This window comes from Niabella digestorum, from assembly GCF_036409055.1.
GTDB lineage: Bacteria > Bacteroidota > Bacteroidia > Chitinophagales > Chitinophagaceae > Niabella > Niabella composti.
On record NZ_JAZGLY010000008.1, the window covers coordinates 72,802 to 99,742 of the forward strand.

17 protein-coding genes are annotated in these 26,941 nt (G+C 38.9%); 2 read left to right on the forward strand and 15 right to left on the reverse strand.

Annotated features, from left to right (window positions below; translation table 11 throughout):
* Positions 1-219: 219 nt before the first annotated feature.
* Entirely contained in the window at positions 220-1,407 is a 1,188-nt protein-coding gene (locus V2H41_RS12440; protein ID WP_330975482.1) for a hypothetical protein, read from the forward strand.
* Between the two features lie 82 nt (positions 1,408-1,489).
* On the forward strand, positions 1,490-2,650 hold the full coding sequence (gene nhaA, locus V2H41_RS12445) for a Na+/H+ antiporter NhaA (protein ID WP_330975483.1): 1,161 nt from the start codon (positions 1,490-1,492) through the stop codon (positions 2,648-2,650).
* On the opposite strand, the gene V2H41_RS12450 is transcribed toward nhaA, so the two are convergent.
* The 15 genes from V2H41_RS12450 to V2H41_RS12520 form a co-directional block, all read right to left on the reverse strand.
* Positions 2,647-4,755, reverse strand: coding sequence for a glycoside hydrolase family 88 protein (locus tag V2H41_RS12450; protein ID WP_330975484.1), 2,109 nt, complete (start codon positions 4,753-4,755; stop codon positions 2,647-2,649). The two genes, nhaA and V2H41_RS12450, sit on opposite strands and share 4 nt — an antisense overlap.
* 118 nt (positions 4,756-4,873) lie before the next feature.
* Positions 4,874-6,172: a sugar MFS transporter gene (locus V2H41_RS12455; RefSeq protein WP_330975485.1), complete on the reverse strand. Its 1,299-nt coding sequence runs from the start codon at positions 6,170-6,172 to the stop codon at positions 4,874-4,876.
* 116 nt (positions 6,173-6,288) lie between these two features.
* Positions 6,289-8,076 (reverse strand): L-fucose isomerase, encoded by a 1,788-nt coding sequence (locus V2H41_RS12460; protein ID WP_330975486.1) that lies wholly within the window; start codon positions 8,074-8,076, stop codon positions 6,289-6,291.
* Positions 8,077-8,120: 44 nt separating this feature from the next.
* Complete coding sequence (locus V2H41_RS12465) at positions 8,121-9,371, reverse strand: DUF6786 family protein (RefSeq protein ID WP_330975487.1); 1,251 nt, start codon at positions 9,369-9,371, stop codon at positions 8,121-8,123.
* Positions 9,372-9,386: 15 nt separating this feature from the next.
* On the reverse strand, positions 9,387-10,553 hold the full coding sequence (locus V2H41_RS12470) for a glycoside hydrolase family 172 protein (protein ID WP_330975488.1): 1,167 nt from the start codon (positions 10,551-10,553) through the stop codon (positions 9,387-9,389).
* A gap of 72 nt (positions 10,554-10,625) precedes the next feature.
* Positions 10,626-11,672, reverse strand: a complete 1,047-nt coding sequence (locus tag V2H41_RS12475; protein WP_330975489.1) for a LacI family DNA-binding transcriptional regulator — start codon at positions 11,670-11,672, stop codon at positions 10,626-10,628.
* A gap of 94 nt (positions 11,673-11,766) precedes the next feature.
* Entirely contained in the window at positions 11,767-12,756 is a 990-nt protein-coding gene (locus tag V2H41_RS12480; protein WP_330975490.1) for a metallophosphoesterase, read from the reverse strand.
* A 132-nt stretch (positions 12,757-12,888) separates the two neighbouring features.
* Entirely contained in the window at positions 12,889-14,070 is a 1,182-nt protein-coding gene (locus V2H41_RS12485) for a glycoside hydrolase family 172 protein (protein WP_330975491.1), read from the reverse strand.
* A gap of 50 nt (positions 14,071-14,120) precedes the next feature.
* Positions 14,121-15,089, reverse strand: a complete 969-nt coding sequence (locus V2H41_RS12490) for a family 43 glycosylhydrolase (RefSeq protein WP_330975492.1) — start codon at positions 15,087-15,089, stop codon at positions 14,121-14,123.
* A 35-nt stretch (positions 15,090-15,124) separates the two neighbouring features.
* Complete coding sequence (locus tag V2H41_RS12495) at positions 15,125-16,846, reverse strand: RagB/SusD family nutrient uptake outer membrane protein (RefSeq protein ID WP_330975493.1); 1,722 nt, start codon at positions 16,844-16,846, stop codon at positions 15,125-15,127.
* A gap of 63 nt (positions 16,847-16,909) precedes the next feature.
* Complete coding sequence (locus V2H41_RS12500; protein ID WP_330975494.1) at positions 16,910-20,158, reverse strand: SusC/RagA family TonB-linked outer membrane protein; 3,249 nt, start codon at positions 20,156-20,158, stop codon at positions 16,910-16,912.
* A 134-nt stretch (positions 20,159-20,292) separates the two neighbouring features.
* Entirely contained in the window at positions 20,293-21,786 is a 1,494-nt protein-coding gene (locus V2H41_RS12505) for an SUMF1/EgtB/PvdO family nonheme iron enzyme (RefSeq protein WP_330975495.1), read from the reverse strand.
* A gap of 492 nt (positions 21,787-22,278) precedes the next feature.
* A complete protein-coding gene (locus tag V2H41_RS12510) occupies positions 22,279-23,814 on the reverse strand; it encodes an ADP-ribosylglycohydrolase family protein (protein ID WP_330975496.1) in 1,536 nt (511 codons plus the stop codon).
* A gap of 71 nt (positions 23,815-23,885) precedes the next feature.
* Complete coding sequence (locus V2H41_RS12515) at positions 23,886-24,923, reverse strand: glycosyl hydrolase (protein WP_330975497.1); 1,038 nt, start codon at positions 24,921-24,923, stop codon at positions 23,886-23,888.
* 33 nt (positions 24,924-24,956) lie between these two features.
* Positions 24,957-26,885, reverse strand: a complete 1,929-nt coding sequence (locus tag V2H41_RS12520; RefSeq protein WP_330975498.1) for a glycoside hydrolase family 172 protein — start codon at positions 26,883-26,885, stop codon at positions 24,957-24,959.
* Between the last annotated feature and the right edge of the window lie 56 nt (positions 26,886-26,941).

The following is a 26,941-nucleotide window of genomic DNA, read 5'->3' on the forward strand; positions in this document are numbered from 1 at the left end:
AATTAAAACCTGAATCGCTTACAAAAAAAGCTTTTTTATAATTGACGGTAATTTTATGATTTTTTTAGCTATCAGACAACTATTGTGCCTGTTTAAACTTTTATTGGAGTGAACTTCACCCGTTTATATTTCGCTAAAGCCTTTGATAAGATTATCTTTGTTGGATTGAGCAATGCTTTTGTTTGCGATATATCTCTTTACCATCATAAATTTTGCGTTATGAAAAAGCTTTGGGCCATTTCATTCGTGTTTACAACTAGTACAGCCGTTGCACAGGTAAATGATAGTACTCAACAGGAAATGAATTTAAGAGACAAGGTATTGAATGAAATCCAACATGTTTTCCAGCAGAAAACAAGATCGATTGATTCCACTGTAATATCTTTGGATCAGCGACTATCGATGTTGGATAAGTCCATAGCAGCCTCAAAAGATGTAAAAGATAAGGCCGATAAACTGGCCGAACGTCTACAGGCGATTGAAGAAAAACAAAAAGCCATCGAAGCAAATGAGCTCAATCTTTTTCAGGCCAATTATCAGTCGGCATTGGTGAACCTCGTATCCATGGATAGAGAAATCAAGCCGCTGATGCTGTTCAACTCTACGAAAGCATTCTTCAACTCACTGAGTGAAACGGGCAATCCCATGAATTACGACGGTTATACCAAATGGTATAATCAATATGCAGCATTTGTAAAGGAGAAAAAAGCTGAAAGCCCTGTATTGACGGTCACTAATAATCTGCTGAACTTTGCGGGTAATTTTACCAAAGGCGCTCCCGTAACCGGCCCCATCACTTCGGCACTTTTCTCAAGCATGACATCCTATATCGACAATTTAGGGAAAAAGGAAAAAGCCCTAAAAGCGCAAAGTGAAGAGATGCTAACCCTTACCATGAAGATCAGTCAGTTTAATTACGATAATGAACGCATCGAAACCGAGTGGGAAGCCATTACTACCGAACTACAAGATTTGCAAAAGAAATTTGACAAAACGCTAAAAGAAAATCTAGCAATTCTAAAAATAACTCCTGCCGACTTTGAAGCCAAATTTTCGAAAGAAAACGATGCCGAAAAACGCTATCAATACCTCACCATGCTGCGCGACAAAGCAGCACAGTTTGTGGCAACAGAACGTGATCAGAATCCTAAAGAATGGAGACAAAAGGCGTATATACAGATGAACGATGTACAATCGCTGAAGCAGCGTTTTGGTCAGGTTACATTTCGCATCAGTCAAAATCTTTTAAAGTACAAAGAGCTATTTGAAAAATATAAAAATGATCCACAGCTGGGCAGCCGTATTCGCGATCTGGAGATTAAGATGAAAGAGCTGCAGGAGTCGTTCGACAAGACCTTTGATCCGTTGGAATATATAAATTCAGCAAATAGAATGTATAAAGTTTAAGGAGGATATCCCGCATATCATTTTTCATTACACCCATAGCCTTTTACTACAATGGCTATATTTGTCTCGAATTTGAAGTACTATGAGAGCTACAAAGTTGTTTAAGGAATTTGTAGAAAGCGAAAGATCCGGTGGTTTGATATTGATAGCTTGTACTATCATTTCGTTGACCATAGCCAACTCCTCTTTCCATGACAGTTATCATCACTTTTGGAATACCAAAATTGGAGAAGGCTCCATTGAGCATTGGGTCAATGATGGTTTGATGACGATTTTCTTTCTGCTCATCGGCCTGGAACTGGAAAGAGAAATTTACATAGGAGAACTTTCTAAAATAAAAAATGCTTTACTGCCGGTTTTTGCGGCATTAGGAGGCATGCTCATTCCGGCGGCTTTGTATTTGTCGCTGAACATAGGAAGCATCACCCAATCTGGAGCCGGTATTCCCATGGCTACAGATATCGCCTTTGCACTAGGAATACTATCGCTACTGGGTAATCGGGTACCTCTATCACTCAAAGTATTTCTGACTGCACTAGCCGTAATTGATGATTTGGGAGCGATACTCGTAATTGCTATTTTCTATACCAAAGACCTGCTATGGTCCAATCTTTTAATAGCGTTGGGAATATGGACGGTGTTGCTCATCCTAAACCGCCTAAAAGTGCGAAATCTAATTCCCTATTTGATTGGCGGCGTATTCATGTGGTGGTACATGCTGCATAGTGGTGTACACGCCACCATTACCGGCGTACTGCTGGCATTTGCCATACCCTTCGGCAATGGTGATAAACGTTCCACTTCATACATCTTGCAAAAATTCTTGCATGTACCCGTCGCCTTCATCATATTACCTATTTTTGCCTTAGCTAATACGGCTATTACCGTACACTCTTCTTTTAGCAGTTTATTGAATGAGCATTATGCTTTAGGAATTGCATTAGGACTTATTCTTGGTAAGCCAATAGGAATATTTCTATTCTCTTTCGCCACAGTAAAAATGGGCATATGCAGGCTTCCACGTGATATTAACTGGAAGCTGATAAACGGTGTGGGCTTTCTTGGAGGAATAGGTTTTACGATGTCCATATTCATTACCCTCTTGGCTTTTGAAGATGCAGAAATCATCAACAATGCCAAACTGATGATTTTGATATCTTCTTTAATTGCAGGAATTATAGGTTTTATTGCATTAAAGATATTTCTCGGGCAGCGACACAAAAAGTACAGCGCCACTAGCTAATTTTCCTCTACAAAGCGACGACCATATTTGTCCACAAGCCGGTTATAAGCTTCGGCCGCAGCGCCATTACCCCAGTCGTAAATGGTAAATTCGCCAATGCCCAAGCCGGCATCATTAGTCACCCCGTCATGCCCGTAATTTTCCATCATAAAACCATAATCTTTCTCTCCGAAGAATGGCCATCGCGCCTGCCATTGTTTCATGGTAGAAGGATTAAGGGGTGTATACATCATGGTAAAAGAAGCACGCAACGCTGCTAATCCACGTTGTATATATTGCTTGTTCTTCAGTACTTTTCCGTACTCAATAATCAATCCAGCAAAAAGACTTTGCCTAGAGTCGTTCCATTCGGCATCAGCATTCATTACACCAAATCCTCCCAGACTCCGTATCGCTATAAAAGGCGGTTGCCATATAGCCTGAGCCATCAACAGTTCATCTAGTGTACGTTGGCCCCATCGGAGATATTCCCTCTTACGAGTTAATTTATATAGCTCCAATAATGCCTCCGCAGTCCAATAAATACAAAAAGTATTTTGCTTGAACATATTGTTGCGCGCTACCTTCTTACCTACCCACTTATCACTTCCTACACGACTGCACGACCAGTATGTTTCAAAATCTTCCCATTGCCCTTGTGGGATTATCTTAGTAATTACCGCCTTCATTGCTCTTTCTGCAGCCTGCAGATAACGTACATCACCCGTAGCCTTATACATGGCGGATAAAAATGTTACTGAAACGCTAGTTTCTGGAGACTGTTGTAGGTGCTCCATCGGTTGTAATGTTTCTAGATTCATCCATGCAGGGAAAAAGCCTTCGGCATCCTGAAGTTGAATTAAAGCATCTGCATAATTTTTTGCATACGATAATAGCCGGTGGTCTTGTTCAAGCTCATTATACCATACCAGCATCCAATAAGCTGTAAAGCTCATGTCGGCAATATGATATGGAGATAAGCGTGCATCCCAAGTATAGGGATTACGATTAGAATTGCCAAAGTAGCGAGTGTCCCAGCTTTTGGAACGATTAACCTTTTTACCATCTATTTCTACCTGCTCCATCTCTACAGCAATAACGCTTTTAAACAGACCATTGGTTTGCGGGAATGCTAATGCCAGTTCTTTGGTCATTAATGCATACTTCTTTAAGGTGTCATTATGTGTTCGTAGCGCATATCGATATAATCCCTGTGCGGAGCGTAGGGAGTTAAACCAAGCCTGATTCCATATTGAACGAAATTCACGCTCATTCACTTGTCCGGGATAATTGGGGCTTTGTGTGGTATTCACAATAAATACCGGAGCTCCCACCCTTTTACCATTCAAATCAAATTCCTGCCATACTGCATCTCTCCAGTTTTTAAACGCCCACTCATAAGTATGCTTCACATAAGGCTCCATACTCTTTTGGTGCAAAGGTTCCCCTACTTTATATAAAGGCTCGCCCCATTGGGTCCACATAAAATTTATCGTACGATGAAATGGATTATGAATAGCAGCCGCCTTATCGGATACCAATAGATAAAAACCTATAACCATTTCGCCTGACGGGATCGTCATCCCAATTTCCCTTTCATACAATACATGATCAGTAATTTTGGATTTACCCAGTCCCAACATCAGACGATTATCTCTGGCATTGAGGTCCATCATCCAGGGAAGACTGTTCTTTTTAATCAAATCTAAATCCGGAATGAGAGAAAAGGTATAACTGTTATCAGCAACAATCAACGCCGGTGCCCGAAATACATGTTGTGGAATAATATGATTATCTGTAGGTGTTAAATGGGGTGCCCAATGAAAATTAGGCTGAAAAGCTGGAATCACCGTCACTTCTACAGCATTCTGCTGCACGCTGGCAGAAAGGTTCCAACGTACACGCCCATAATACAGATCCTTAGATAATCTTTTAAAATCTATTTCAGCTACAGCTTCTCCAATTTTTGAAGCGCTTACTGAAGCAACAAATCGCTTAAGCCCCGAGGGGATATCCGATTTTTGCTGGGCAAGCAAAGTATATGGAATCAAAAAAACAATAACAAGTATTCTAAACACTTTTAAGTACATGCGCGTAGTGATAATATCATAGATAGAATTAGACATGGCAAAGGCTTATTTTCAGTATCCTGAAAATGAAATATGAATAAATAATACAGCCTATAGGTTACTACCTAAAAAAAGTATAAACCATCCTAAGACGGTTGAATTATTAGATTGTGGATTATGCCAATACCTTATACCCCTTTATTGCATAATACAGTATAAACAGGAAAAGCGGAATAGGCACCAAAAAACCTGCAGCCATACCGTAAGTATCTGCTACCAAACCCATTATTGGGGGAAATACGGCACCTCCTGCCACAGCCATCACAAGGAAAGATGCCCCTTGCTTAGTTTTTGTTCCCAACCCTTTAATAGCTAGCGCAAAAATAGTAGGGAACATAATTGACATAAAGAAGAAAACACCATATAATGCGATCAAAGAAGTCCAACCCAATTTAGCAGACACTATAGGCAATAACACACTCACTGCAAGTGCATATAGTGCTAATAATTTTGTAGGCTTCACATATTTCATCATCGCACTACCTGATATCCGTCCGATCATAAATAATGCAAATCCAATGGACAAAAAATACGGCCCATATTTTACATCAAAGCGTGGATGCATATCATGATCGGTAACGAAGTTTATCAGATAGCTGAATACCCCTGTTTGCGCCGCCACATAACATGCTTGAGCAATAAAGCCCAACTTAAAATGCCGATTTTGCCACAGTGGCTTTTTGCTCACATAACGGGGATTGGAAGGATCATTGATATCGGCGTCTGTCTCTGCAGCAGGTACTGCCGAAATACCATGTCCTCCTCCATGAGCTGCCAGCTCGTCCTCTTCTGTAATTTCAGGCAACTTCAATCTCATGAAAATAAAAGCCACCAGCAACACAGCTAGGCCTATCAGTGCAAAGGGCAATACGATCGACATCATTTTTTCACCCTCAACATGACTTTGATTACCGTAAACATACAACGCAATCAATGGCCCTACCACCCATGCTAAACCATTAAATGATTGGGAGAAGTTAATACGACGCTCTGCTGTTTCGGGCGGTCCTAATTTGGTAGTATAAGGATTCGCTGCTGTTTCCAATGTAGTAAGTCCCGAACCGATAATTAAAAGGCACAATAAAAAAAGCACAAAAGACTGTGCAGGTGCTGTAGCTGCAGCCAATAATGCTCCAAAAGCAAAAAGAAGCAACCCAAAAATCACCCCTTTCTTATATCCGTACTTCTTCATGAACAAACCCGCAGGAATGGCCATCCCAAAGTAAGCCCCGTATAATGAAAACTGAATAAAACTAGATTGCCATTTTTTCAGATGCAGCATGTCCTGAAAGTTCTTGTCCAGTGTATCCAACAAACCATGGGCTACACCCCACAAAAAGAACAAAGAACTAATGGCAGCAAACGGGGCGGCGTAATTAATACCGTCCTTTACAAACAGTGATTGTTTTTTCATTGACATATTTAAAAATCGTTTTGATATTGAGGGGCAGTAAAATACAGATTTCTTGGCTAATATCACTTTTGAATTTATAATGATACAAGCTACTTCCAAGCCCTCAGATAATTTGCCTACTTATACAAAGGTCCATATACAGAACAAGCTCTATAGTCCGATCCCTCAGGATCCATACCAAATGCACCCCATGCAGAAGGCCTGAAAATACGTCCCTCATCTACATTGTGCATAGCCACAGGAATACGAAGCATAGAGGCAAGTGTGATCAACTGATCACCAATATGACCATAACTAATAGCGCCGTGATTCGCACCCCAATTAGCCATTACAGAATATACATCTTTAAATGGTCCTTTACCAGTAGTATTAGGTACAAACCATGTGGTAGGCCATATAGGGTCTGTACGTCTGTTCAATATATCATGTACATGCTTGGGCAAGTCAATGGTATAACCTTCTGCAATTTGCAGCACTGGCCCTAGGCCTTTTATCAAATTCAAACGACACATAGTAACCGGCATACCACCTCTGGTTAAAAAAGTAGATGAAAAACCTCCACCACGCATGTAATCACGATTGGAAGGGCTCCATTCTGTAGCGTCTAGACAAGCTTTCACCTCTTTTTGTGTAATTTCCCAGAAAGGTTTCATTACCGGTTTACCATCTTTGGACTGCCGGCCTGTACCATCCAGTGAAGCCGAACCCGAGTTTATTAAATGAATAAACCCATCTGCTGCTATACCATCGGGTCTCCACCCTGTCACGCGCTCTGTAGCATCCGGACTCCAATAGGTACGTACATCAGCAAAAATCTGTGCTGTATTGGTGAGCAAATAATTAAACAGCATAGAAACGCCGTTATAACAATCATTTTCGGTTGCTACTATATATGGATTACGAATGCCGTTCCAATCGAATGAAGAATTCAACAAAGCCTCGGAAAAATCACCATCCGGTAAGAAATCGGTCCACTGACGTTGCCCTTGGAATCCGGAAACAATAGCGTTATGACCTAATGCTTCCTCTTCATATCCCATCTTAGCCAGCTTTGGATTTCCGACCATCAGGTCTCGGATAATCATAGTCATCTTCACAACAAACTCCCAGTCTTTATCCTTTTCACGGCGTGATTTTACCTTTTCTTTTCTATTCAGATCTTTTCCTTCTTTACAATATTTCTTTACCCATACCATCGCGCGCTTGAACTCATCATGATCATAAATACCCAGCTGAATCCTACGTAATACTTCTGTGGAATCTACATATTCATTGCGCATACCCAGATAATCCTGGAAAAACTGGGGATCTACGATAGAGCCAGCAATTCCCATGGACACAGAACCTATGGCCAGATAGGACTTCCCTCGCATGATAGCAACAGCGAGCCCTGCTCTTGCAAAATTCAATAGTTTAGCTTCCACATCTGCAGGGATTGTAGTATCACCCATATCCTGCACATCTTTTCCATATATACCAAAACAAGGAAGTCCTTTTTGATTATGTGCTGCCAGTGTGGCTGCAAGATAAACAGCACCCGGACGCTCCGTACCATTAAATCCCCATATTGCTTTAGGTATATAAGGATTCATGTCCATTGTTTCTGAACCATAACACCAGCAAGGCGTTACCGATAAAGAAACACCCACGTTATTGGCCTCAAATTTTTCCGCACACGCTGCAGCTTCTTTTACACCTCCAATGGTAGTATCGGCAATCACACATTCTACGGGAGTACCATCAGGATATCTGAGCTCACGGGTATATAATTCGGCCACGGACTTTGCCATAGCCATAGTAGTCGCCTCTAGCGATTCTCTAATACCTCCTAAACGTCCATCAATAATAGGACGAATACCAATTCTCGGATATTTGTTATTCTGTAACTTTTGCTTTTTCGCCATTAGTTTTCAAAAATTAATTGGTTAACACACTTTATAGAAACTGCCTACTTAAATATCTTTTCAATGTCTTCAACCGAAACGCCCAACACTTTCTTAGCGATTTCGCTTAAAGCGGTTTTATTGCCGATAAAATGATACACATTATGTTTATGCACTTGCTTTTCGCCGGGTTTCAGGAATGCTGCAGGTGAAACACTTTCAATTTCATAAAAAGGCCCCATCTGATTGCCATCTTCCAGGGGGCCATCATTATAAGCATTCATGGCATCACCGCTAAAAGGCTCGCGGTCGGTACGCCATTCTTGATTCAAGTATTTTCCGGAAGGATGAATATCAAATTTTACGATAGTGAGTACATTATGGGTGGCATCGTAGCTACCGGCAACATCTTTTACACGTGCAGGTGGAATTCCTAATTTACCTCGTGATTTACCATCAGCTTTAAAGAAAAGGATGCCATCTTTATACGTAATTCTATCCGCTGCTATTTCTCCGAAATAATCAGTAGTAGCTACTTTACCTGTGGCTTTATCATTATAAGGAATAACAATAGTGCAACCCTCAGAAGGAGCAAACATATCCAAGCTCCACATGCAAGGAGCTCCACTTTGCTCGTCCCAGGGGTTTGGACCCGCATTAGTAAGACTATTCTCGGTTCTGAACGCTACCGCTTTTACTGAGTTGTCCAGCGTGATGCCTAAATCGGAATGAATATCTGCAGTACCGATTAACGTGACACTACGATCTGCTTTAATCTTTAAAGTAGTTCCTGCATAGTTCAGCAGCTCCATATCCTTACTCATGACAACAGAAACACCATCGGCAGACACCAATGTCCAAGCCTCCGTATCAATGGGTGCAGGAGTTTTCCAATTGGCAAACTCCATTTTAGCCCCGGGCTTAAAATAAAGTGAAAATACACCGCCTTCGGGTCCCAGCCATAATCTATCCTCGCCACCGTAAGCATTCATATGCTCATCCAGTGGTCCGTCGAAAGCTTTGTAATTCACCCATCCGAAGCTCTTACCACTCAAACCATCGGCAGTTGAAGTGAATACTTTTGCCTGATACTTTGGCGATACGATGACCTGACTTAATCCATCTTCACTTTTAAGTATAATAAGCGAGCTATCTTGCTGCTGCAAAAATTGGACATCGTATCCAAAACTGCCTTGGGCATAACTTTCCATTGTATTATCTGTGGTATTAGCTGATGAATCATTATTGTTTGTGCCGCTGTTGCATGCCGTTATTAAGCAACCGGCCAACGCAATCGTTAAAGAAAAATATTTCATGGATGTAAAGTTTTATTAGTTTACTTCTAACACATCTGCACTGGGAAGTTTAGGGAATTTATTATGAGGCTCAGTTTGATACCAATATGCCACAGTAATGATATCAGAGTTTTGCGGTAGATAACGACCTCCGGATCGCCATCCCAAATCCTGAATGGTCACTTTTAAATCTTTTTCAAAGCGAATAGGATCCATAATGTGCCAACGGTACATTCCAAAACGCATCTGAGAGGCATATAATCCGTCGGGACGTATTACCTGATGCAATCCGGCATAGGGAGTAGAAAACTCCTGATACTGACGGGTACGTTTATTTTCAAAATTGTAAGAGCCGCAGAAATAATCTTCGGTACCGGTTCCTACGATAGTGGCATAATCCTTATCGCCATCCATGAAAAACTTAATTTCGCCTTCGCCCCACCAGCCGTTATTATTGACACCAACACCCATATAGGTACCTACATAATGTCCTTTACCTTTAATTCCATCAACAATGGTATGCAGAGAGCTCATATTGGGCTTGCTGCGGCGATATTGTGCATGGAAGTAAGCCTCATCCTCGCCTACCTCAGTCAATGCATAGGTAATCTGATAATATAGGCGCATTGGCTGGCTATCAATATTCTCCATTGTAATTCTGATGCGTTTTCTGAAAGGCATCTTCCAATAACTGTTAAATGCGCTTCCCGGGTTTACCGTCATTGCTAGTGAATTCAGAGGTGAGAACTCATTCCACGCCGAGGCAAAGAATGGGCCAATAGGACACTCTACCGAAGGATCTTTTTCATCATCATAGTATACGCGAAGAATCGAAAAGTTTAGATTGCCTGTAGGCGTCATCCAGATATGCTGAATAGCACCAGGTCCCTGAATATCAGCCATCGTAAAGGTTTCTCCCGGTTCAATAATAATGAAAGGGTTCACTTTCCAACCCACTCCTAAATCTCTTGCTTCGTGGGCAGCATTGGCTACATTTCGTTTTCCCTTATCCTTTGCAGGATCGGCCATACCACCTCTCCCTTTTTCACCGGTAAAGTTTTCAGGGCTAATGGAACGGGTCTTGGCGTCTGACAATTTAGACAGATTACCCATGTTCATATCAAGGCCGTTGAACTTGCCTTGCTGTGCCTTAGCAGCAATCGTGGCGAAAATGACAAGTAGTAGTAGTAAATTTTTTTTCATATCGATACTTTCTAAACAAAAATACAAAATTGCCTGCTTACACGTTTAAATTACGGCTAATAAAGAAAATCATCAAACGACAACTTTTTCTTTTAGTTTTTTACCACTACTTACTCCAACGACAATTGTTGAAGGCACTATTACTCTTTCTACTTTAGGGGTAACGCTGTTAATGTTTTTAAGCAATGTCTGAACAGCCTTTTTACTGATTTCATTCAGGTTCTGCTTGATATAGGTAATGGAAGTATAGAAAAATTCAAAAGCATCACTCTCGTCAAAACTAATAATTCCCAGATCATCGGGAACTACGAGTTTTTGAGCATGAATAATCTTTAACGCTTGTACAGAAATACTGTTAGTAGCAAATACCAACGCATCTACAGGTTGAGATTTCTTATCAATCAACTGCAAAACAGCCCTGGCTACCCGCTCCTTGTAATCTTCGAATGGAACTTTCTTTAACCATTTAGATTGGAAACGAATACCTGCATCCTTGAGGGCATCTTTGTATCCTTTTATACGATCCTGCATATGCGTAAGCGGCGTATCGTAAGCAATCATTCCGATTTTTCTGTAACCATTATCGGTAAGTAGTTTTACAGCACTATACATAGCTTCATGGTTATCTGTTACCACCACACTGGTTTCAAGATCAGAAAAACCTCTATCCATCAACACAAACGGAATACCCTTAGTTTTTAGCTCCTCGATCTGTGATTGAGATCCGGCTACAGGTGTAATAATCAATCCGTCTACTTGTCGGCTTAAAAAAGTATTAATAAGATTTTGGGATTTATCCAATTGTTCATCACTGCTTCCAAAAAGTACAGTATAACCATTTTTCTGTGCTTCCAGCTCAATACTTCTTGCCAATGTAGCAAAAAAGGGGTTGGAAATATCGGCAACTATAAGGCCTAGTGTGTTAGTACGTCCGAATTTTAGTCCTCGAGCTATAAGGTTCGGCTGATAATTCAGGTCTGCTGCGACCTTACGTATTTTTTTTGCAATCTCCTGCCCTACTCTAGCTTCCCTTTCTTTTCCGTTTAACACATAAGAAACAAGTGCCGTTGAAACGCCTACTTTCTCCGCAATATCTTTTATAGAAACCCTCTTTTTCACTAATAAAAATTTGTTACACAATTATAAATAATTCTACCCAAAAGCATAGTAACAATAGTGCTGAGATAAATATATTCACTCGTCTTAGAAGACACTAAAAGGCGACATTGTCAAACTGAAAATTATGTTCGGGTGTTTGTTTATACTGATCCAAATAGGGAGAATAGGTTTTAACAATAACTTTCTTTTTTTTAGGATCGATCGTTATCAGTCTTAAAAAACCATTTCCACCATTCTCGGATCCAATAACGCCGGATTGGAAATTAGCTAACATTTGATATACATCATTACCATGATCTCCCTTGCTTACCAATGTTCCAACACCTTCATTCAAAACATGTCCGCTAAATACAAACATGATGTTCTTATGCTTGCGGACAAACTTCTCCCACATATCTTCACCATCATTCACCTGATTAGGGCCTGTGTCTTTACCGATTCCATAGCTTTGAGGGGTCCATTTATGATTATGGCGTACGCTAATCCGTTTATCGTCAGAGTACATATAAGCATGCGTGTTAACAATAACCTTATGCTTTGGATGTTTGCGTACAACTTCATTAGCCCAGTCTAGTACAATATTACGTGGCCCAAATTCCAAGTTCAGTACGAGCCAGTCATAGCCGCCGGCTTTAAATGCATACCAAGTATTATCCATTTTGCCATCTTCAAACGCCCCTCCAAAATTGGGCATTTTAGAATACTTACTATAAGGCAAGTATTGATTAAATAAGTTTGTATTTCTAGTATCAGTCCAGCCATGAGTACCTATGTCGTGATTACCTACCACGAAAGAATAGGGAACTTTTCCATCCATAATTTCGAATGCCTCTTTGGCGACATGCCATTGTTCCGGACTATTATTATTAGTTATGTCCCCCAATTGCAAAACAAATGTTATGTTGTTTTTCTTATCAGCTACCCACGTAGTTTGAGCACGAAATATGTTCGGATACTTTTCAGCATAATTCTGCGTGTCCGGTAGTAAAACTATAGTAAATGGTTTTTTCTTTTGCAAAGGAGCAAAAGCCCAACTAACCATAACCAACAAGCTCAATATCCAAATACTACTTCTTTTTTTCATGAATCTTCGTTTTTAAGATTAAATTTCTCAAGCACACTCACGAGATGTCAGCGTACTCAATTTATAATAGATACAAGTTATATATACAATTATAGAGTTGAATATACTCAACATTTGAGAAATAATGAGTCCTTATTTACGTTCATTACCCCATAGTTTAGGGTCATTCCCCATGCTCTTTCTCCACTCATGACGCCAACGCAACATATCGTTTGCGGTGATAGCAGGCATAAACTTACGTCCTTCCTTATCAGGTATAGGGCCTACATCGGTGGCTTCTTTTGTATACCAATAAGCCACACTAGCCAAATCCAAGGTTAAACCGTTGGCATGTCCATGCTCTATGGAAGCTTTTAAGCTTTTGTTGAAATGAATAGGATCGGTTATGTGAAAACGATAAGCATGAGTTCGGTACAACCAACCAGTTTCATGATTCGAAACTCTTGGATATCCATAATAAGGATGCAAATATGGGGTTCTCGGACACCATGCCGTATTAAAATAATCTTCGGTACCAGTTCCATGAATCGATGGCCTCTCTTCTCCATCTATGAAAAACATATCATCCCCCTCGCCATACCACATGATAGTTGGATTTTGTACATAAAAGTTTACCCCTACATAGTGTCCTTGTCCTTTAATATTGGCGAAAACATAATTCCTCTTGCCATCAACATTCTTATCATACGGTCTAATAGCTTCCCATTCGTTTTCTCCCTCTGGTGGAGCTTCTGTAATCTGCCTATTAAACCAAGCATGGAAACGTCCCATATTGGGAGGTAATGACTCCCATTCTTCATAATCAATATAAAAATAAAGCGCCTCGACGGCTGTATCAGCCTGATTTTCTATTTCAATTTTAGCTCCATTTGCAAAAGGCATTTGAAAATAAGATACCAAGGCCGTTCCTCCGGCAGGGCCTGCAGAAAGAGGCAATGCGACGTAATCATAACTTTCATTCCATCCTTGTCCAAAGAAAGGACCTATGGGCGCATGTACAGAGGGATAAGAGTTTCCATCCCAATACATTCTAAGAATGACATCCGATCGATTTAAAACATCCGGTCTTGGAGAAAGTGTCATCCAGATATGAGTGATTACTCCGGCGCCTTTCACGTCAAATATTACCCTTTTTTCGCCCGGCTTAATCATGTATATGTTATCACCGTTGCCGCCGGTTCTATCATAGGAGCTCACCCGCTTGGATTTTACACGATCCTTTATAACTACAATATCTGATAAACCCAATGATTGAGCCCAGATATTTACCGAGAATATTAGTAAACATGAAAGACTAAAATAAAATTTCATCATTATTTTTATGTTTTTTTAAAATTGAAAGCTGTTCATCTTAAATCTGAACACTATTTCTCCTTTAGTTTTTCTTCCAGTTCATCATGCCAATATAATGGAGCTAGGTAAAGTCCTCCTTGTTTAAGACCGCAATGACTGATATACCACTTATCCTTATACTGAATAATCTCTGGTGCATGGGCTTCTAGCACTGCTACTTCATCTTCAATGTCCCAATTAAAAGGATCTCTGCTTCTATAAACTTTGGTTGTTTTATAATTAGGACCGGGCCCTATGAATAAATAATACCAGTCTTCGCGTTGAATTACGATGGGAGATTCTGTATTCCCACCCCAGGTCCCCTTGTCTGTCAGATCTTTAAAAACGACATATCTATCCTGAGACCAATTTAATAAATCGTAGCTAATTTTCGCAGCTACAATTCTATATCCTCCTTCCGGCTTGCTGGTGGCTGTATAATACATGATCCATCTGTTGTTTATCTCATCACGAAAGATAAAGGGATCCCTTGCATCATAGCCGTCCATGAATATAGGATTGCCAGCATAACGCTTCCATTCGTACAAATCATTGCTCACAGCAAGATTAATTTGATACTTGCGATGATCCGGATGCCCACCACAATAAAACATATAATACAAATCATTGTGTTTTACAATGTGTGGGGCCCATAACACCGTTTCATTTAGATCTGGTCGAACACGAAGGGCATATTTTTTCTTTTCCCATTTTCCCGTCAAGCTCTCCGCTACAGCATGGGCAAAATTGCTTTCATCCCATGGATGGGGCGCTTCTCTCCCCGTAATACCAATCATATGCCATTGGCCGTCACCCGCCTGAATAAAACAATGATCATTGATATACCAAGTATCGTTTTCACCTATACTCTGATCAAAAATTTTCTCAAACTTTCCTATAGTAATAAGTGGTTTCTTTTCAGACTGCTGCGCCTGAACATTTATTGTAACCAGCAACCATATCAATACTCTTAGTATTCTAAAATGTAACATTAGCACCATCGACTTCAAATTTTTTAATAGTATATATCTACACGTTACCATCCCGGATTATTAGGTCCAAAATCGAGATTACCATCTATTTCTATAGTCGGGATAGGATACAATAAATGTTTCTGTTCTCTACGTTTTGAAATAATTGCATTATCATTATTCAAATTCGGCCTGCGTATATCCACTGCATTCATTACTTGTAAATAGATACCCCATCTAATCAAGTCAAATCGTCGATATCCTTCTCCGGCAAACTCTTTACTTCGTTCTTCCAAGATAAAGGATCGTAACTGCTCCTGAGTCATGGTACGAGATATCTTTGGGGCATCCTCTTTATATCTATAGCTACGTAAAAGATCTAGAGCATCATATGCTAATGCAGTAGGTCCATTTAGCTCATTCTCTGCTTCTGCTAAAATTAAGTAGGCCTCAGCATAACGCAGTAAAGGGAAGTTTTGCGTAGGAGTACTTATTAATGTTCCTGCATCATTAACATTTAATAATACCTGAGGATTAGCTGCATTTCCCAAATACCACTTCATTAAGTAAATGGAGTTACTGTTGATATTAGTCTCTACATTTGCTTTTCCATATTTTTCATACACCTTGTTACTATCTTCTGCCGGAAAGAACTGGCGTTTCCATACCCCATTAGGCATCAAATTATTGGATTTCCATTCATGACAAATTCCATACATGCCTCTTTCATCATCAGGGTCATGTATATAGTAAAAATCTTTTACATAGGTAAGCCATCCAGCACCTTTTAATCCCGGCGGTGTAAAGAACTTATTATAAGGCGTATAAGCCACTTGTGTACTTGAGTCTGTTTCTAAAGCAAACACAAAGTCTTTACCACCAAAATTTGCGGGATTCCAGTTATTACCAAAACGCTCCAGCTCATACTCTCTCGTATTAATTAATCTTGTTACTACCTGTTTTGCTGAATCATAAACAATTTTTGGATCAAAATCATATCCTGCAACTTTATTTTTAGTAAAAGTATGGCTGGTTCTAACAATTTCACCACTGGCTGTACGACTTGCGTGAGTAGTGACACTTATTTGTGCGTTAGTAAGCGAACCGGAACCCATGGTACTATAAACTTTTGCTAAAAGTAATTGTGCAGCACCTTTGGTGAAATGTCCTCTCTTAATAGCTGAAGTTCTTCTAGAATTTAGAAGCAACTTATCTTCTGCTTTATGCAAGTCATCAATAATTTGAGCATATACATCTTTTACTGACGAGCGGGACATATTATCGGGATCATCGGATCGAAGACGCAATGGGACGGGACCATACATTTGCACCAAATAAAAATAAGCCATTGCTCGTAAACCCAACGCTTCTCCTTCGAACTGTTCTTTTAGGTATGTTTCTTCAGCAGAGAACTCCACATTAGGCAATACTTCCAATACAGTATTAGTAGCTCTTATGAGTCGGTAGAACACATAATAAGGGTCATTACCTGAGTTGTTATACACCCATCCTCCGGTAAAGTTCCCCACACCATAAGTCCCCATTACCCAATCTAATCCATTTGTCCAGTCATCATCACAACTGGTAAGGTATATCCAAGCTTCAGTTCTAAACAAATTTGTACTAAAAAATACTCCATACATTCCGGTAACCAGTTGTTTCACCCCTTTAGGTGAATCATACACATTTTCCGGAGATACGAAATCAAATGGCTTCTCTTCCAAAAACTTTTTACATCCCTGCAATATAAGCGCAGAAAAGAGAGCCAAAAGGATTATCTTTTTCATAGTATATATTTTTGAAAAATTCACATAGTTTTTATCAATATCAAACAGCTTTAATCTTAATCGTTAGAATTGTACCTGCATTGCAAGCATATAAGTTCTTGCATAAGGATATGCTCCTACGTCAATTCCGCGCCAAGCGGCATTTCCTGACCCCGCTGAGTTTACTTCAGGATCAAATCCTGTATATTTAGTAATGGTAAATACATTATTTACATTGAAAGTAATGTTTATACCTTTAACATCTCTTAGATTAAATAGCTTATCAATTCTGTAAGACAGACTAATATTCTTCAGCCGCAAATAAGAACCATCTTCAACATACCTTCTTGAAAAACGCACACTACGGTTAAGGTTTTGTCCCAGTTTGGGATACTTGATAATTTCAGGATTGGAGACACTGCGTTCAGGAGTCCACGCTTGATCTAACAACCCTGGAGGTCTATTGGGCCATGTAGAAGTTGTATTAAAGTTTAACAATGTTGCATTCAATATATCATTTCCATATACGCCTTGAAAGAAGATGTTCAATGAAAACTTCTTGTATTCAAATCTGTTTGTAAAGCCATATATAAAATCAGGATTTACATTTCCAATCATAGTACGGTCATACTCATTCAACTGACCATCATTGTTCAAATCTTTGTATTTAATTTCTCCCAAGTAGTTTTGTACTATTAATTCATCGGTTGGAAGAGAAGCAGGATCGTTTTCCTGGATATACTTATAAAATGAGCTATTCTTATATTCGTCAATTGAGTTCCAGTATCCATCTTCTACATACCCATACAACTGTCCAATAGGATACCCTTCTTTTAATATCAGGCCTTCTAACCTATAAGGGCCATACAGATCTTGAGCATCCGGATTATCGCCAAACTTAAGAATCTTGTTTTTGTTAGTAGACCAGTTAGCAGAAAAATCCCAAGTAAAGTTATTATTCTTAATAGGTGTTGCTGATAATGTAAGTTCCAAACCCTTATTTTCTACTGCTCCAATGTTCATTGGCATGCGCTGTACTCCTGTACTCATTGCCACAGACTTATATTGTAGCAAGTCATAGGTCTTTTTATAGTACATATCCATTGTAAAGTTCAGTCGAGAATCGAACAAACCTAAATCCACACCAAAGTTGCTTTGCCGAGTAGTTTCCCATTTCAAATTAGCGTTACCAGGGTTTACGCCACTAATTATAAAACCATTGTTCAGGGTCCCCTCAAAGGGGTAGTTATTGGCAATTAACCGAGCCAATGAAGCATATGCACCGATTCCTTGATTTCCTGTATACCCATAACTAAATCTAAATTTAAACAAGTCCATCCACTTTACATCTCTCAAAAACGCTTCATTAGCAGCGTTCCACGCGAGAGCAAATGATGAAAAAGTTGCCCATTTGTTATTTGCTGCGAAGTTGCTAGCACCATCATGTCGCACTGATGCAGTAGCATAATACCTATTATCGTAATTATAAGTTACTCTTCCTAAATAAGACATCAGGTTGCTTTGTCCCTTGCTAGATGAAAGTGTGGGTATACCCACAGCTTGCCCCATATCATATCCCTGTGTAACATCCGATCCAAAACCACGCACAGACATGCTTTGGTTATTCCACTCATATTGGTTCATACTCAGTGTACCCATCACATTTAAATGATGTTTTTGAAAATGTCTATCATAGGTAAGCGTATTTTCAAAACTCATATTGACATTACGAGTAAATCCTTCCTGAGCATACCCCTCTCCAAATTGATTGTGCCTTCCTTCATAGAGATTACTATTGTAGTACTTATGACGTTGGCTCTGATGGTAATGATATCCTAGATTAGATCGTAATTTTAATGAGGGCAAGAAAGTAATTTCTCCGTAAATATTCGTAAATGCAGAGGTTTGATCTGTAACATCCGGTGTATTTACATATGCCAATGGCGAAGAAGTAGCATAGAATCCTCCCTCATCCAAAAAACTAAGAGGTGCTTCAGCATCAATAGGACGAGCATAAATTGCTGTCTTAATAAGTCCCATCGTTGTCTGATCATTCGTATTGGCTGTATTAACTAGATTATATTTTATATAAGAAAGGTTAGAATTAAGCCCCAAAGAGAGCCACTTAAATGCTTTTTGGTTTAAGTTAAAATTGAATCCATTACGTTGAAATCTTGTATTATCCACAATACCGTGTTGATCGGCTCTGCTTATTCTCAATGCGTAGGTAGTATTAGCTGTTCCTCCAGAAACACCTATCGAATATTGTTGATTACGACCGGATCTCATAATGGCTCTTTGCCAAACGTTTCTCTCATCGCTATAATCGTTGGGACCTTTTTTATAAACTCCTTGGGCATAATCAAAGATTCCAGGGTAAGGAAAATCTTCCGGATTAGGCTTATAACTGCTGGTACCTGTTGCAGGGTCATAGAGTCTCCAATAATTCGTCCAATACAATACATCGTTAATATATTGGGTATACTCCCTTGCCGACATTACTTCCGTAAACTTTATGATATGACTCCATCCCTGCTCAGTTGAAAAATCCAACTGTGGACGGCCCTGCTTACCCGATTTTGTAGTAATAATTACAACTCCGTTTGCACCACGTGATCCGTAAATTGCAGTAGCAGAAGCATCTTTAAGTACTTGTATCGATTCTACATCTTTAGGATCTAAGAAAGCCAATGCGTTCGTCTGGTTCTTAGTATAGCTGTTAGGATCAGCAACAGTTCCTTCTAAGGGAGTTGCGGAAGAATTAGAAATATTTATTGGAACACCATCCACCACATATAACGGTTCTCCACTACCACTAAAGGTATTAGCACCACGAATTTGTATTGAAATACCACCTCCTGGGGCACCATCATTACTTAAAACATTTACTCCGGCTAACTTACCTTGAAGTGCCTGTTGAATAGTAAGAGGACGGTTGTTATTCAGCTCATCACTATTCAAAGTGGCTACAGCCCCGGTAAGATCTCTTCTGCGAACAGAACCGTATCCTATCACAACAACATCATCTAATTGCTTAGTATACTTTCGTAATACTACTCTAATATTTAATCTTCCATCTATGGGAACCTCCTGAGTCTCCATGGCGGTAGCACTAAATACCAGAACTCCTTTTTCATCTGCCAAAATTTCAAAAACACCATCCTCATTCGTCATAACTGCGGTATTCGTGCCTTTTACTGTAACAGTCACTCTTGAAACCGGTGTTCCATCTTCTGAAACTACTATGCCTTTTACAGTCTGGTTTTGGGCAGTTGCAATCTTGCAACATACTAAACATATTATAAGACAGAAAGCTAAGAATATATTTTTCATACAGTTTGTTTTAAAGCAGTTGCAATCTTGCAACATACTATATGGCAATAATTAGAAATATATTTTCCATGTTAGTATTAAGCAATTGCTTATACCAAATAACTAGTCAAGCAAATTGTATTGACAGCAATCCTCTAAGGCTCATATTTGAACCTGTTGAATCGAGGCTTAACAATCTCTTCATGAGGAATTAAAACTCTTATACCCATTCGCCACATGGCCTCATTTTGTTTTGCTCCCGTTTTCTTGACAATAGCAGGATCATTTAATTTAGGTTTTAAGGTATTGTCCGGTCCAAAATCCTCACCTTCATTACCCCAGAAGTGAATAGGTCCCATTGAGCCTCCTATAATAATACTCTTACCTAACGAAGCTGTGCCATTAGGCTCTAACTCATAAGTATACTCAGACGCATTTCCGCTCATATCATATATACCCAGTTCATTAGGGCGTTTCAGGCCAGGAGGATTGAGGAAGCTTGGAGTACCTGGTACCCATCCCCACCAGCCTACTTCATCAGGATCATTACTTCCTGCATAATCGTACCCTTGACTTAATGCACCACCTTTTGCTGCATACAGCCATTCATCTACTGTTGGACATCTTCCATTATAATTGATTAAGCAGTACAACATAGCTCCTTCCCAGGTTGCCCTACCAAACGACGCATTAGATGCATATCTGTTAGCAGCCCACCCTTGATCAGGAGTCAGCGAAAACTCAAACGTATTAAAGCCTAGTAATTTCATAACCCCCGGACTGGCAGGATCGGTTCCATACCACCACTTAAACCAAGCGTCCGGCTCTACTTTAGAGTTGTCAACCCTATAAGGAGCAGTGGGTTCTAGTATATTGAGATCTTCTACAATAAACTTCCTATACTCTTCTGTGGTTACCTCGTACTTGGCAATATAAAAGTCATAACCATTTCCGGTAACTCTTACAAATTTTTCACCAAAGGTGATAGGGCTAAATGTCTGAGAATATACATTGGAATAGTAACCCGATGCACCATGAGTATACACATTGATATAATGTACTCCATCCGGCAAATCTGGAATCACAACCCCTGTTGCTGTTGGCGGTAGTACATACCGTCGGTAAGCCGAGTCTACTTCCACAATAATACTATCTACAGGCTCGGATATCTTTTGGCCTTCTACTTCTGTTATAAAATCATCAGTGGTTAACGAATCCCAATTTACGTGTATTACATTCCAGTTGAGAGCAGTTCTAATCCGTTGCACATTAGTCGGAGCCTTACTTAAAAAGACAAATGATTCTTTTGCTCCTTCCGACAAATTATTCTGAATATCTCTACTCCTAACTACTACATAGTAAGTACCCGCAGGCACTCTTTCCATAAGATACTCCGTAGTGTCTTTGGCAACATTTTTAGTTAAAACCACCCTTTGATTAGCGGCGTTATACAAAGCTATATGGAAGCCCACCAAATCATCGTCCGTTGGCGACTCCCAACTTATTTTAACATCAACGTCCAATTTTTCCACCATCAGGTTAGTAACGTTTCCTGGTGGATTAGTATCCGGTTTTATCTCATAGGGTTTATAACACCCCAGATAGGAAATACATAACATTAAAAAGGAAAACAAGAAAATCCGGCTCATAGCTTGAAGTATTTGTTTTGTAATACACCTCTAGGAATTATTTCTGCAGTTTCAACAATTGAATAAATACACTCCAATTATCTTCCTATACCTACACTCTTTATCTTCCCACATCATCGCTTAATTATTAGAGTATAATTCTTAAGTCGCAGAAAATCCTTCCTTTATGAAGCATATGCAGTTAGAAAATATACACAATGCTTAATCGTATAAGCAAATCAATCTAAAAAAACTCCTATCCTCTTTTCCTCAACTAAAAGCAACTTATAATACTTTAACGTAGCAAACTAGGTTCCTCTTCTGATACTTTATGGCAAAAACTCTTAAACTCTTAACCAATAAACATAGCAAGCAATAAAAATTAAATCAACTTAAACGTGTAAGCAAATATAATAACTCAAATTATTAATTCCAAAAATTATTTTTATCTTCTAGTAAATTAGAAAAAGTGATCTCTTTGCAAAGATCTTATATATTAGTAAAAATTTATTATCATTTTCCATAAATAATACAATCCCACGGTTTAATCTCATAATAGGGCGATGGATTGGTAATAATGATTTTGACCATATGCTTTTTATTTTCTAAGCCATATTTCCAAAATAACTCATATCGTCTCGTAAGAAAATTTGTATAAAATTTGGCTCGCTCCATAATCTGATCATCTAAATATAAGATAGCGTCGAATACATAATCTGCACTATGAGGTTCTTTTTTTATAGACTCTCCTCTCAAAGCAAAACCTGTACCTTCAAACTCAAAGGCAATAATACTATCCCCTATCCTATCTACACCTATTTTCTTTTTAGGTACTAATCCTTCAAAGCTTTGCTCAAAGCGAACAGATGTGGGTTTCTGTAGCAAAATTGTTACACTACTATTACTAACCTCACCACCATGTCTCTTTATCATCTCAATTGCGTGCTTATAACTGATATCATAGGCTGCATTTAGAGAAAGTGATGTATGCTTAAAGGGTCTATCTTCAATGTCTGACAATCCCATTTTCCAATACTCCGGAATATTACTATAACCCTTGATTGTCCCAAGTATACCTCCGGCCGTACCTGGATTACAGTCCGAGTCCTGTCCACATCTTGTGGCGATCTCCAATGTTTTTCCAAAATCACTCTTGCCATATAAAAGTGCAAGCACCACATACGCCATATTCAATTTTGCATCAATATTAAAAGCATCAAAAACACCTTCCGGACAACCGATATCAGACGACCACTTTTTCTGTAACTCAAACCAGGTTTGCTTCCAATCGTTGGGATACTTATGGTGCCAGTTTATTACGTCATTAATACACTTATAAAATGTACTTTGAGCCGGAATGGTTTTAAGTGCTTCCCTGATTATAAAAGGTATATCATCTGTAACAAAGGCTAAAGTATACAATGCACAAACATACACACCACCATACCAACCGTCTCCATAATTCATGATATGACCGATAGGATCAACAAAATTCGCTGCTGCATTGGGCATACCCGGATGCATAAGTCCTGCAAAATCCGCTTCAATTTGAAAGTCTATATCATCCGCATGTGGGTTGTTGTGCCAATGCCCACTTTGAAGAGGTGATATACCGTTGAGAATATTGTATCTTGCTGCCTGATTTGCATGCCATAAAACATATCCAGCTCTAGCAAATGCAATTGCAAACGAGTCTACTGGAACATCTACACCACATCGTTCAATTACTTCCACAAAAGTTAAGTCCATATATATATCATCATACAGATCAGGCCAAGATTCAAACTGCGCTTTTATATATCCATTATACCATTCAATAGGTTGATAATCTTGAATAAATGTTCCTTTGTATTTAAACTCTGTAACACTGCCATAAGTAACTCCAATTACTTGTCCGGCCCAGCCTCCTTTTATTTTGTCTTTTAACCGCTTCTTGGATAATGTCAACGTTTTTTGCTCGCCACTGTCCTTGCTTAAATAAACAGATTGAGCATTCATATGACACCAACAAGCCAATAATAAAAATATTATAAGAACAACTTTATTCATATTGTCTCATTTTACTAGTTTGAAACTATGATTGCAGGCCATTAGTTCATTATATTCTCTCTCTATTCATCCTACTTAAAAGAGGGCATTTTGTCAAGCGTAATAACGTATTCGTTATGCAAAACTTCCTTCCAAAATTCTAATGAATTATACGATGCATTCCTAACAAAGTTGCCATACCAAGGCATAAACCACAACCATGATGCTTTGTCTTTTATTAAATTATCAGGGGAAGGAATAGAACCGCACTCACTTAGTGCAATCATTTTCTTTCCACGATGCGATGCATTAATTTTATTGAATTCTTTTATATGAGATTGATGATTCCCCTTTTTATATAAGTCTCTACCAATAATATCCACATACGCATCACCGGGGTACCACTCTTCATCATCAGATTCCGTAGTCCATACCCAGATTAAATTTCTCAATCCATGAGTATTTACCATTCTGTGAAACATTACTCTATAAAGCTCTTTATACGGCTCGGGGCCCTTGGCTCCCCACCAGAACCACTTTCCAGATGCTTCATGTAGAGGCCTCCAAAGTACAGGAATACCTTTGTACTGAAGTATCTTTAATAAACTAGCTATTGAATCAATATCCCTTATCATAGCCTTATACTCAGCGGAAGTAACATCAAAAATCTTACTAACATCAAAATGAGTTCCCCGAGTATAAAATGTTTCTGTTCTTCTAGATGGATCTCTCCAATGCCAACAAAAAATTGCAATGCCGTTTCTACTCCAATAACTAATTGCATCTTTAATGGGATGTTCATTATCATACCATGTATACCCACGATAGCAATGCATAAAATCCAGACCTATTATGGCAGGCTCTTTACCGGTATTATTTTTTAACCAGTTTATTTCATCAAAACTGCCTAATGTCATTACAGAGGACAATATCTTATTTCCGTATACAGATCTAAAATACCGATATAATTGCTGTGCCTCCGGAAGTGAATTAGGGGTAACCAAATTTGTATCCAGATCGTAGGCTTTAACACTTAAATAATTTTGCCCTAAAGATTGAATCTGCCCCCTTATACCAAAAGTAAAACCACCAAGGATTAAATAAAGAAATAATAAGTAATGTAAGCGCATGACAACTCCCATTTCCTAAATATAGTCCGGTAGTTAATTATCTATTTTATACAATGCAACTCTATCGAATACAAGTCCAGGATTAGCATTCTTACACTTAAACAAAATGTTTATAGGAATGGAAGGAACTGAAATATCCACTCGACCAATTAATATATTTGCAGGAAGCCTATCTTTATTAAATCTCACATTATGCCAATTCTGCACATTACTAGCATCTGCAATTTTTATTTCAATACTTTCCACTTCAGATTTTTCAATATGCAAATACAATTCATATCTACCCTTAGGGATTTCTAGTGCATTAATATTTAACGAGGCGTTTTCACTTCCCACTAATTGCGCTTTCTCATTCCTAAATATCAAGCTCCCATTATAAGTTAAATGGCGCATTAATCTGGTATAAAAAGTCAAAGTATCTGGCGTATATATTTTAGTCGATTCATTAGTGGGAAGATTAATAGTTGTAACCGGGTGATCTGCATAATATAAGGCTGCTGATATATAATTTACAGCCCTATTATTTTGTTCAGGCCCATGCTCTATTGTATGTAAAATACTTTTCTTAAAAGGCATTTTATCCAAAAGAAAAAATCGATATCCCCCAGTTCTACCCAAGGGTAGCGAGTATTCAAGACATCCACTCAACGGTGATCCTAATCGCTCCACCCAACCTCCTGGCTGAGCATACCATCCTCCGTTAAAATAGTCTTCCGATCCGGTTCCGTGCATGGTCATCTTGCCATCAATTTCAGTATAATCATCCCCTTCAAAATACTCTGTAAAATGAGTAAAATCTGTTGCCTGACCCTGTAGTAAAGTACCAATGTAATGCCCTTTTCCATTGCCACTCAAAAACACGTAAGGCTTTCCTAGTGGCGGATTTTCATTTTTCCAATAACAATAAAACCGCCCTTCTTTAAGTACATTCCTCCTTTCATCAGTATAATATACTACTACTGACAAATCGAGAATTTCGGTATCTACATCCCTCTTTCTATAAACCAACTCAATGGAAGCTTTCTTATCAAAAGGCATTGGAATATAGCAATACAATTTTGCATCATTAGCTCCTAAAAGCAAGCTCTTCATGGATCTCACCCCATAAGCAAAGCCAAAAAAATCAGCCAACGGTACATATACTGCAGGAGCTTTCTCATCATCCCAAGATATTTTCAGATCTATTTGCTTAAATAATCCTTCAAAAACATGAGATGGACTAAGCTCAATTCCTAATATTCTACCCCCCTTATGTAAATGTGCTAATGATGCAGTATTACCCGGCGAGAGCCGAATATTCTTACGCAGCACATGAAATCCACCAGGATAAAAGTTGTATATCGATCTATCGTCATTATTCCAAATGTTTCTTATTTTATTAATCAATGAGGCATGATTTGAAACAGTTGCTATATCAAAACTTTGCACACTATACCTTTCGTCATACTCGCGATATTGTATTTGATGAAATAAGATTTTTTCTCCTCGAAAAACAATCTTACATCCTTTTCTATAAGGGATAGGAACATAGGAATAATTTCCTCCTACTTTCTGATCTGCTATTGGTTTTACAAATGGAAAGATTCTGTTATTAAAGAGATCGCAAAACCTAATGCTAAATCCAGGTTTACTATTATTATCAAAATAAAAATCTAACGTATCTTGGGTAGGTGTTGGCGTCCAAATCCGTTCAATCACCCCCTGCTCTTTTGCCTCAAAAATCACTAGACCTCCCGACGGCTCCTTTCTTATATAAGAGTAATACCCATTAAATCCGTCGTCGTTACCACCTGTAGTATCGTATGAAGAAATCTGCTTCACAATAGTTCCTTCGATGTACTGAGGTAATACATGAATGTCCATCAACCGACGCAATTCGCTTTCAAAACTTACTTTAATTTGTGCGAGCGATAAAAGACTACAACTACTTACAAGCAGAATACAGGTAATGATACGGGTCAATATCACTTTAAAATGTTTTAAATGAGCAATAATTATTTACAGCAAACAATCAATAA

What these genes read in the sequence shown, in the direction of transcription:
- V2H41_RS12485 (WP_330975491.1), bottom strand. Translation starts at nt 14,070, where the DNA reads ATGATGAAATTTTATTTTAGTCTTTCATGTTTACTAATATTCTCGGTA.
- V2H41_RS12455 (WP_330975485.1), bottom strand. Translation starts at nt 6,172, where the DNA reads ATGAAAAAACAATCACTGTTTGTAAAGGACGGTATTAATTACGCCGCC.
- V2H41_RS12465 (WP_330975487.1), bottom strand. Translation starts at nt 9,371, where the DNA reads ATGAAATATTTTTCTTTAACGATTGCGTTGGCCGGTTGCTTAATAACG.
- V2H41_RS12515 (WP_330975497.1), bottom strand. Translation starts at nt 24,923, where the DNA reads ATGCGCTTACATTACTTATTATTTCTTTATTTAATCCTTGGTGGTTTT.
- V2H41_RS12470 (WP_330975488.1), bottom strand. Translation starts at nt 10,553, where the DNA reads ATGAAAAAAAATTTACTACTACTACTTGTCATTTTCGCCACGATTGCT.
- nhaA (WP_330975483.1), top strand. Translation starts at nt 1,490, where the DNA reads ATGAGAGCTACAAAGTTGTTTAAGGAATTTGTAGAAAGCGAAAGATCC.
- V2H41_RS12510 (WP_330975496.1), bottom strand. Translation starts at nt 23,814, where the DNA reads ATGAATAAAGTTGTTCTTATAATATTTTTATTATTGGCTTGTTGGTGT.
- V2H41_RS12495 (WP_330975493.1), bottom strand. Translation starts at nt 16,846, where the DNA reads ATGAAAAAGATAATCCTTTTGGCTCTCTTTTCTGCGCTTATATTGCAG.
- V2H41_RS12460 (WP_330975486.1), bottom strand. Translation starts at nt 8,076, where the DNA reads ATGGCGAAAAAGCAAAAGTTACAGAATAACAAATATCCGAGAATTGGT.
- V2H41_RS12440 (WP_330975482.1), top strand. Translation starts at nt 220, where the DNA reads ATGAAAAAGCTTTGGGCCATTTCATTCGTGTTTACAACTAGTACAGCC.
- V2H41_RS12500 (WP_330975494.1), bottom strand. Translation starts at nt 20,158, where the DNA reads ATGAAAAATATATTCTTAGCTTTCTGTCTTATAATATGTTTAGTATGT.
- V2H41_RS12480 (WP_330975490.1), bottom strand. Translation starts at nt 12,756, where the DNA reads ATGAAAAAAAGAAGTAGTATTTGGATATTGAGCTTGTTGGTTATGGTT.
- V2H41_RS12450 (WP_330975484.1), bottom strand. Translation starts at nt 4,755, where the DNA reads ATGTCTAATTCTATCTATGATATTATCACTACGCGCATGTACTTAAAA.
- V2H41_RS12505 (WP_330975495.1), bottom strand. Translation starts at nt 21,786, where the DNA reads ATGAGCCGGATTTTCTTGTTTTCCTTTTTAATGTTATGTATTTCCTAT.
- V2H41_RS12490 (WP_330975492.1), bottom strand. Translation starts at nt 15,089, where the DNA reads ATGGTGCTAATGTTACATTTTAGAATACTAAGAGTATTGATATGGTTG.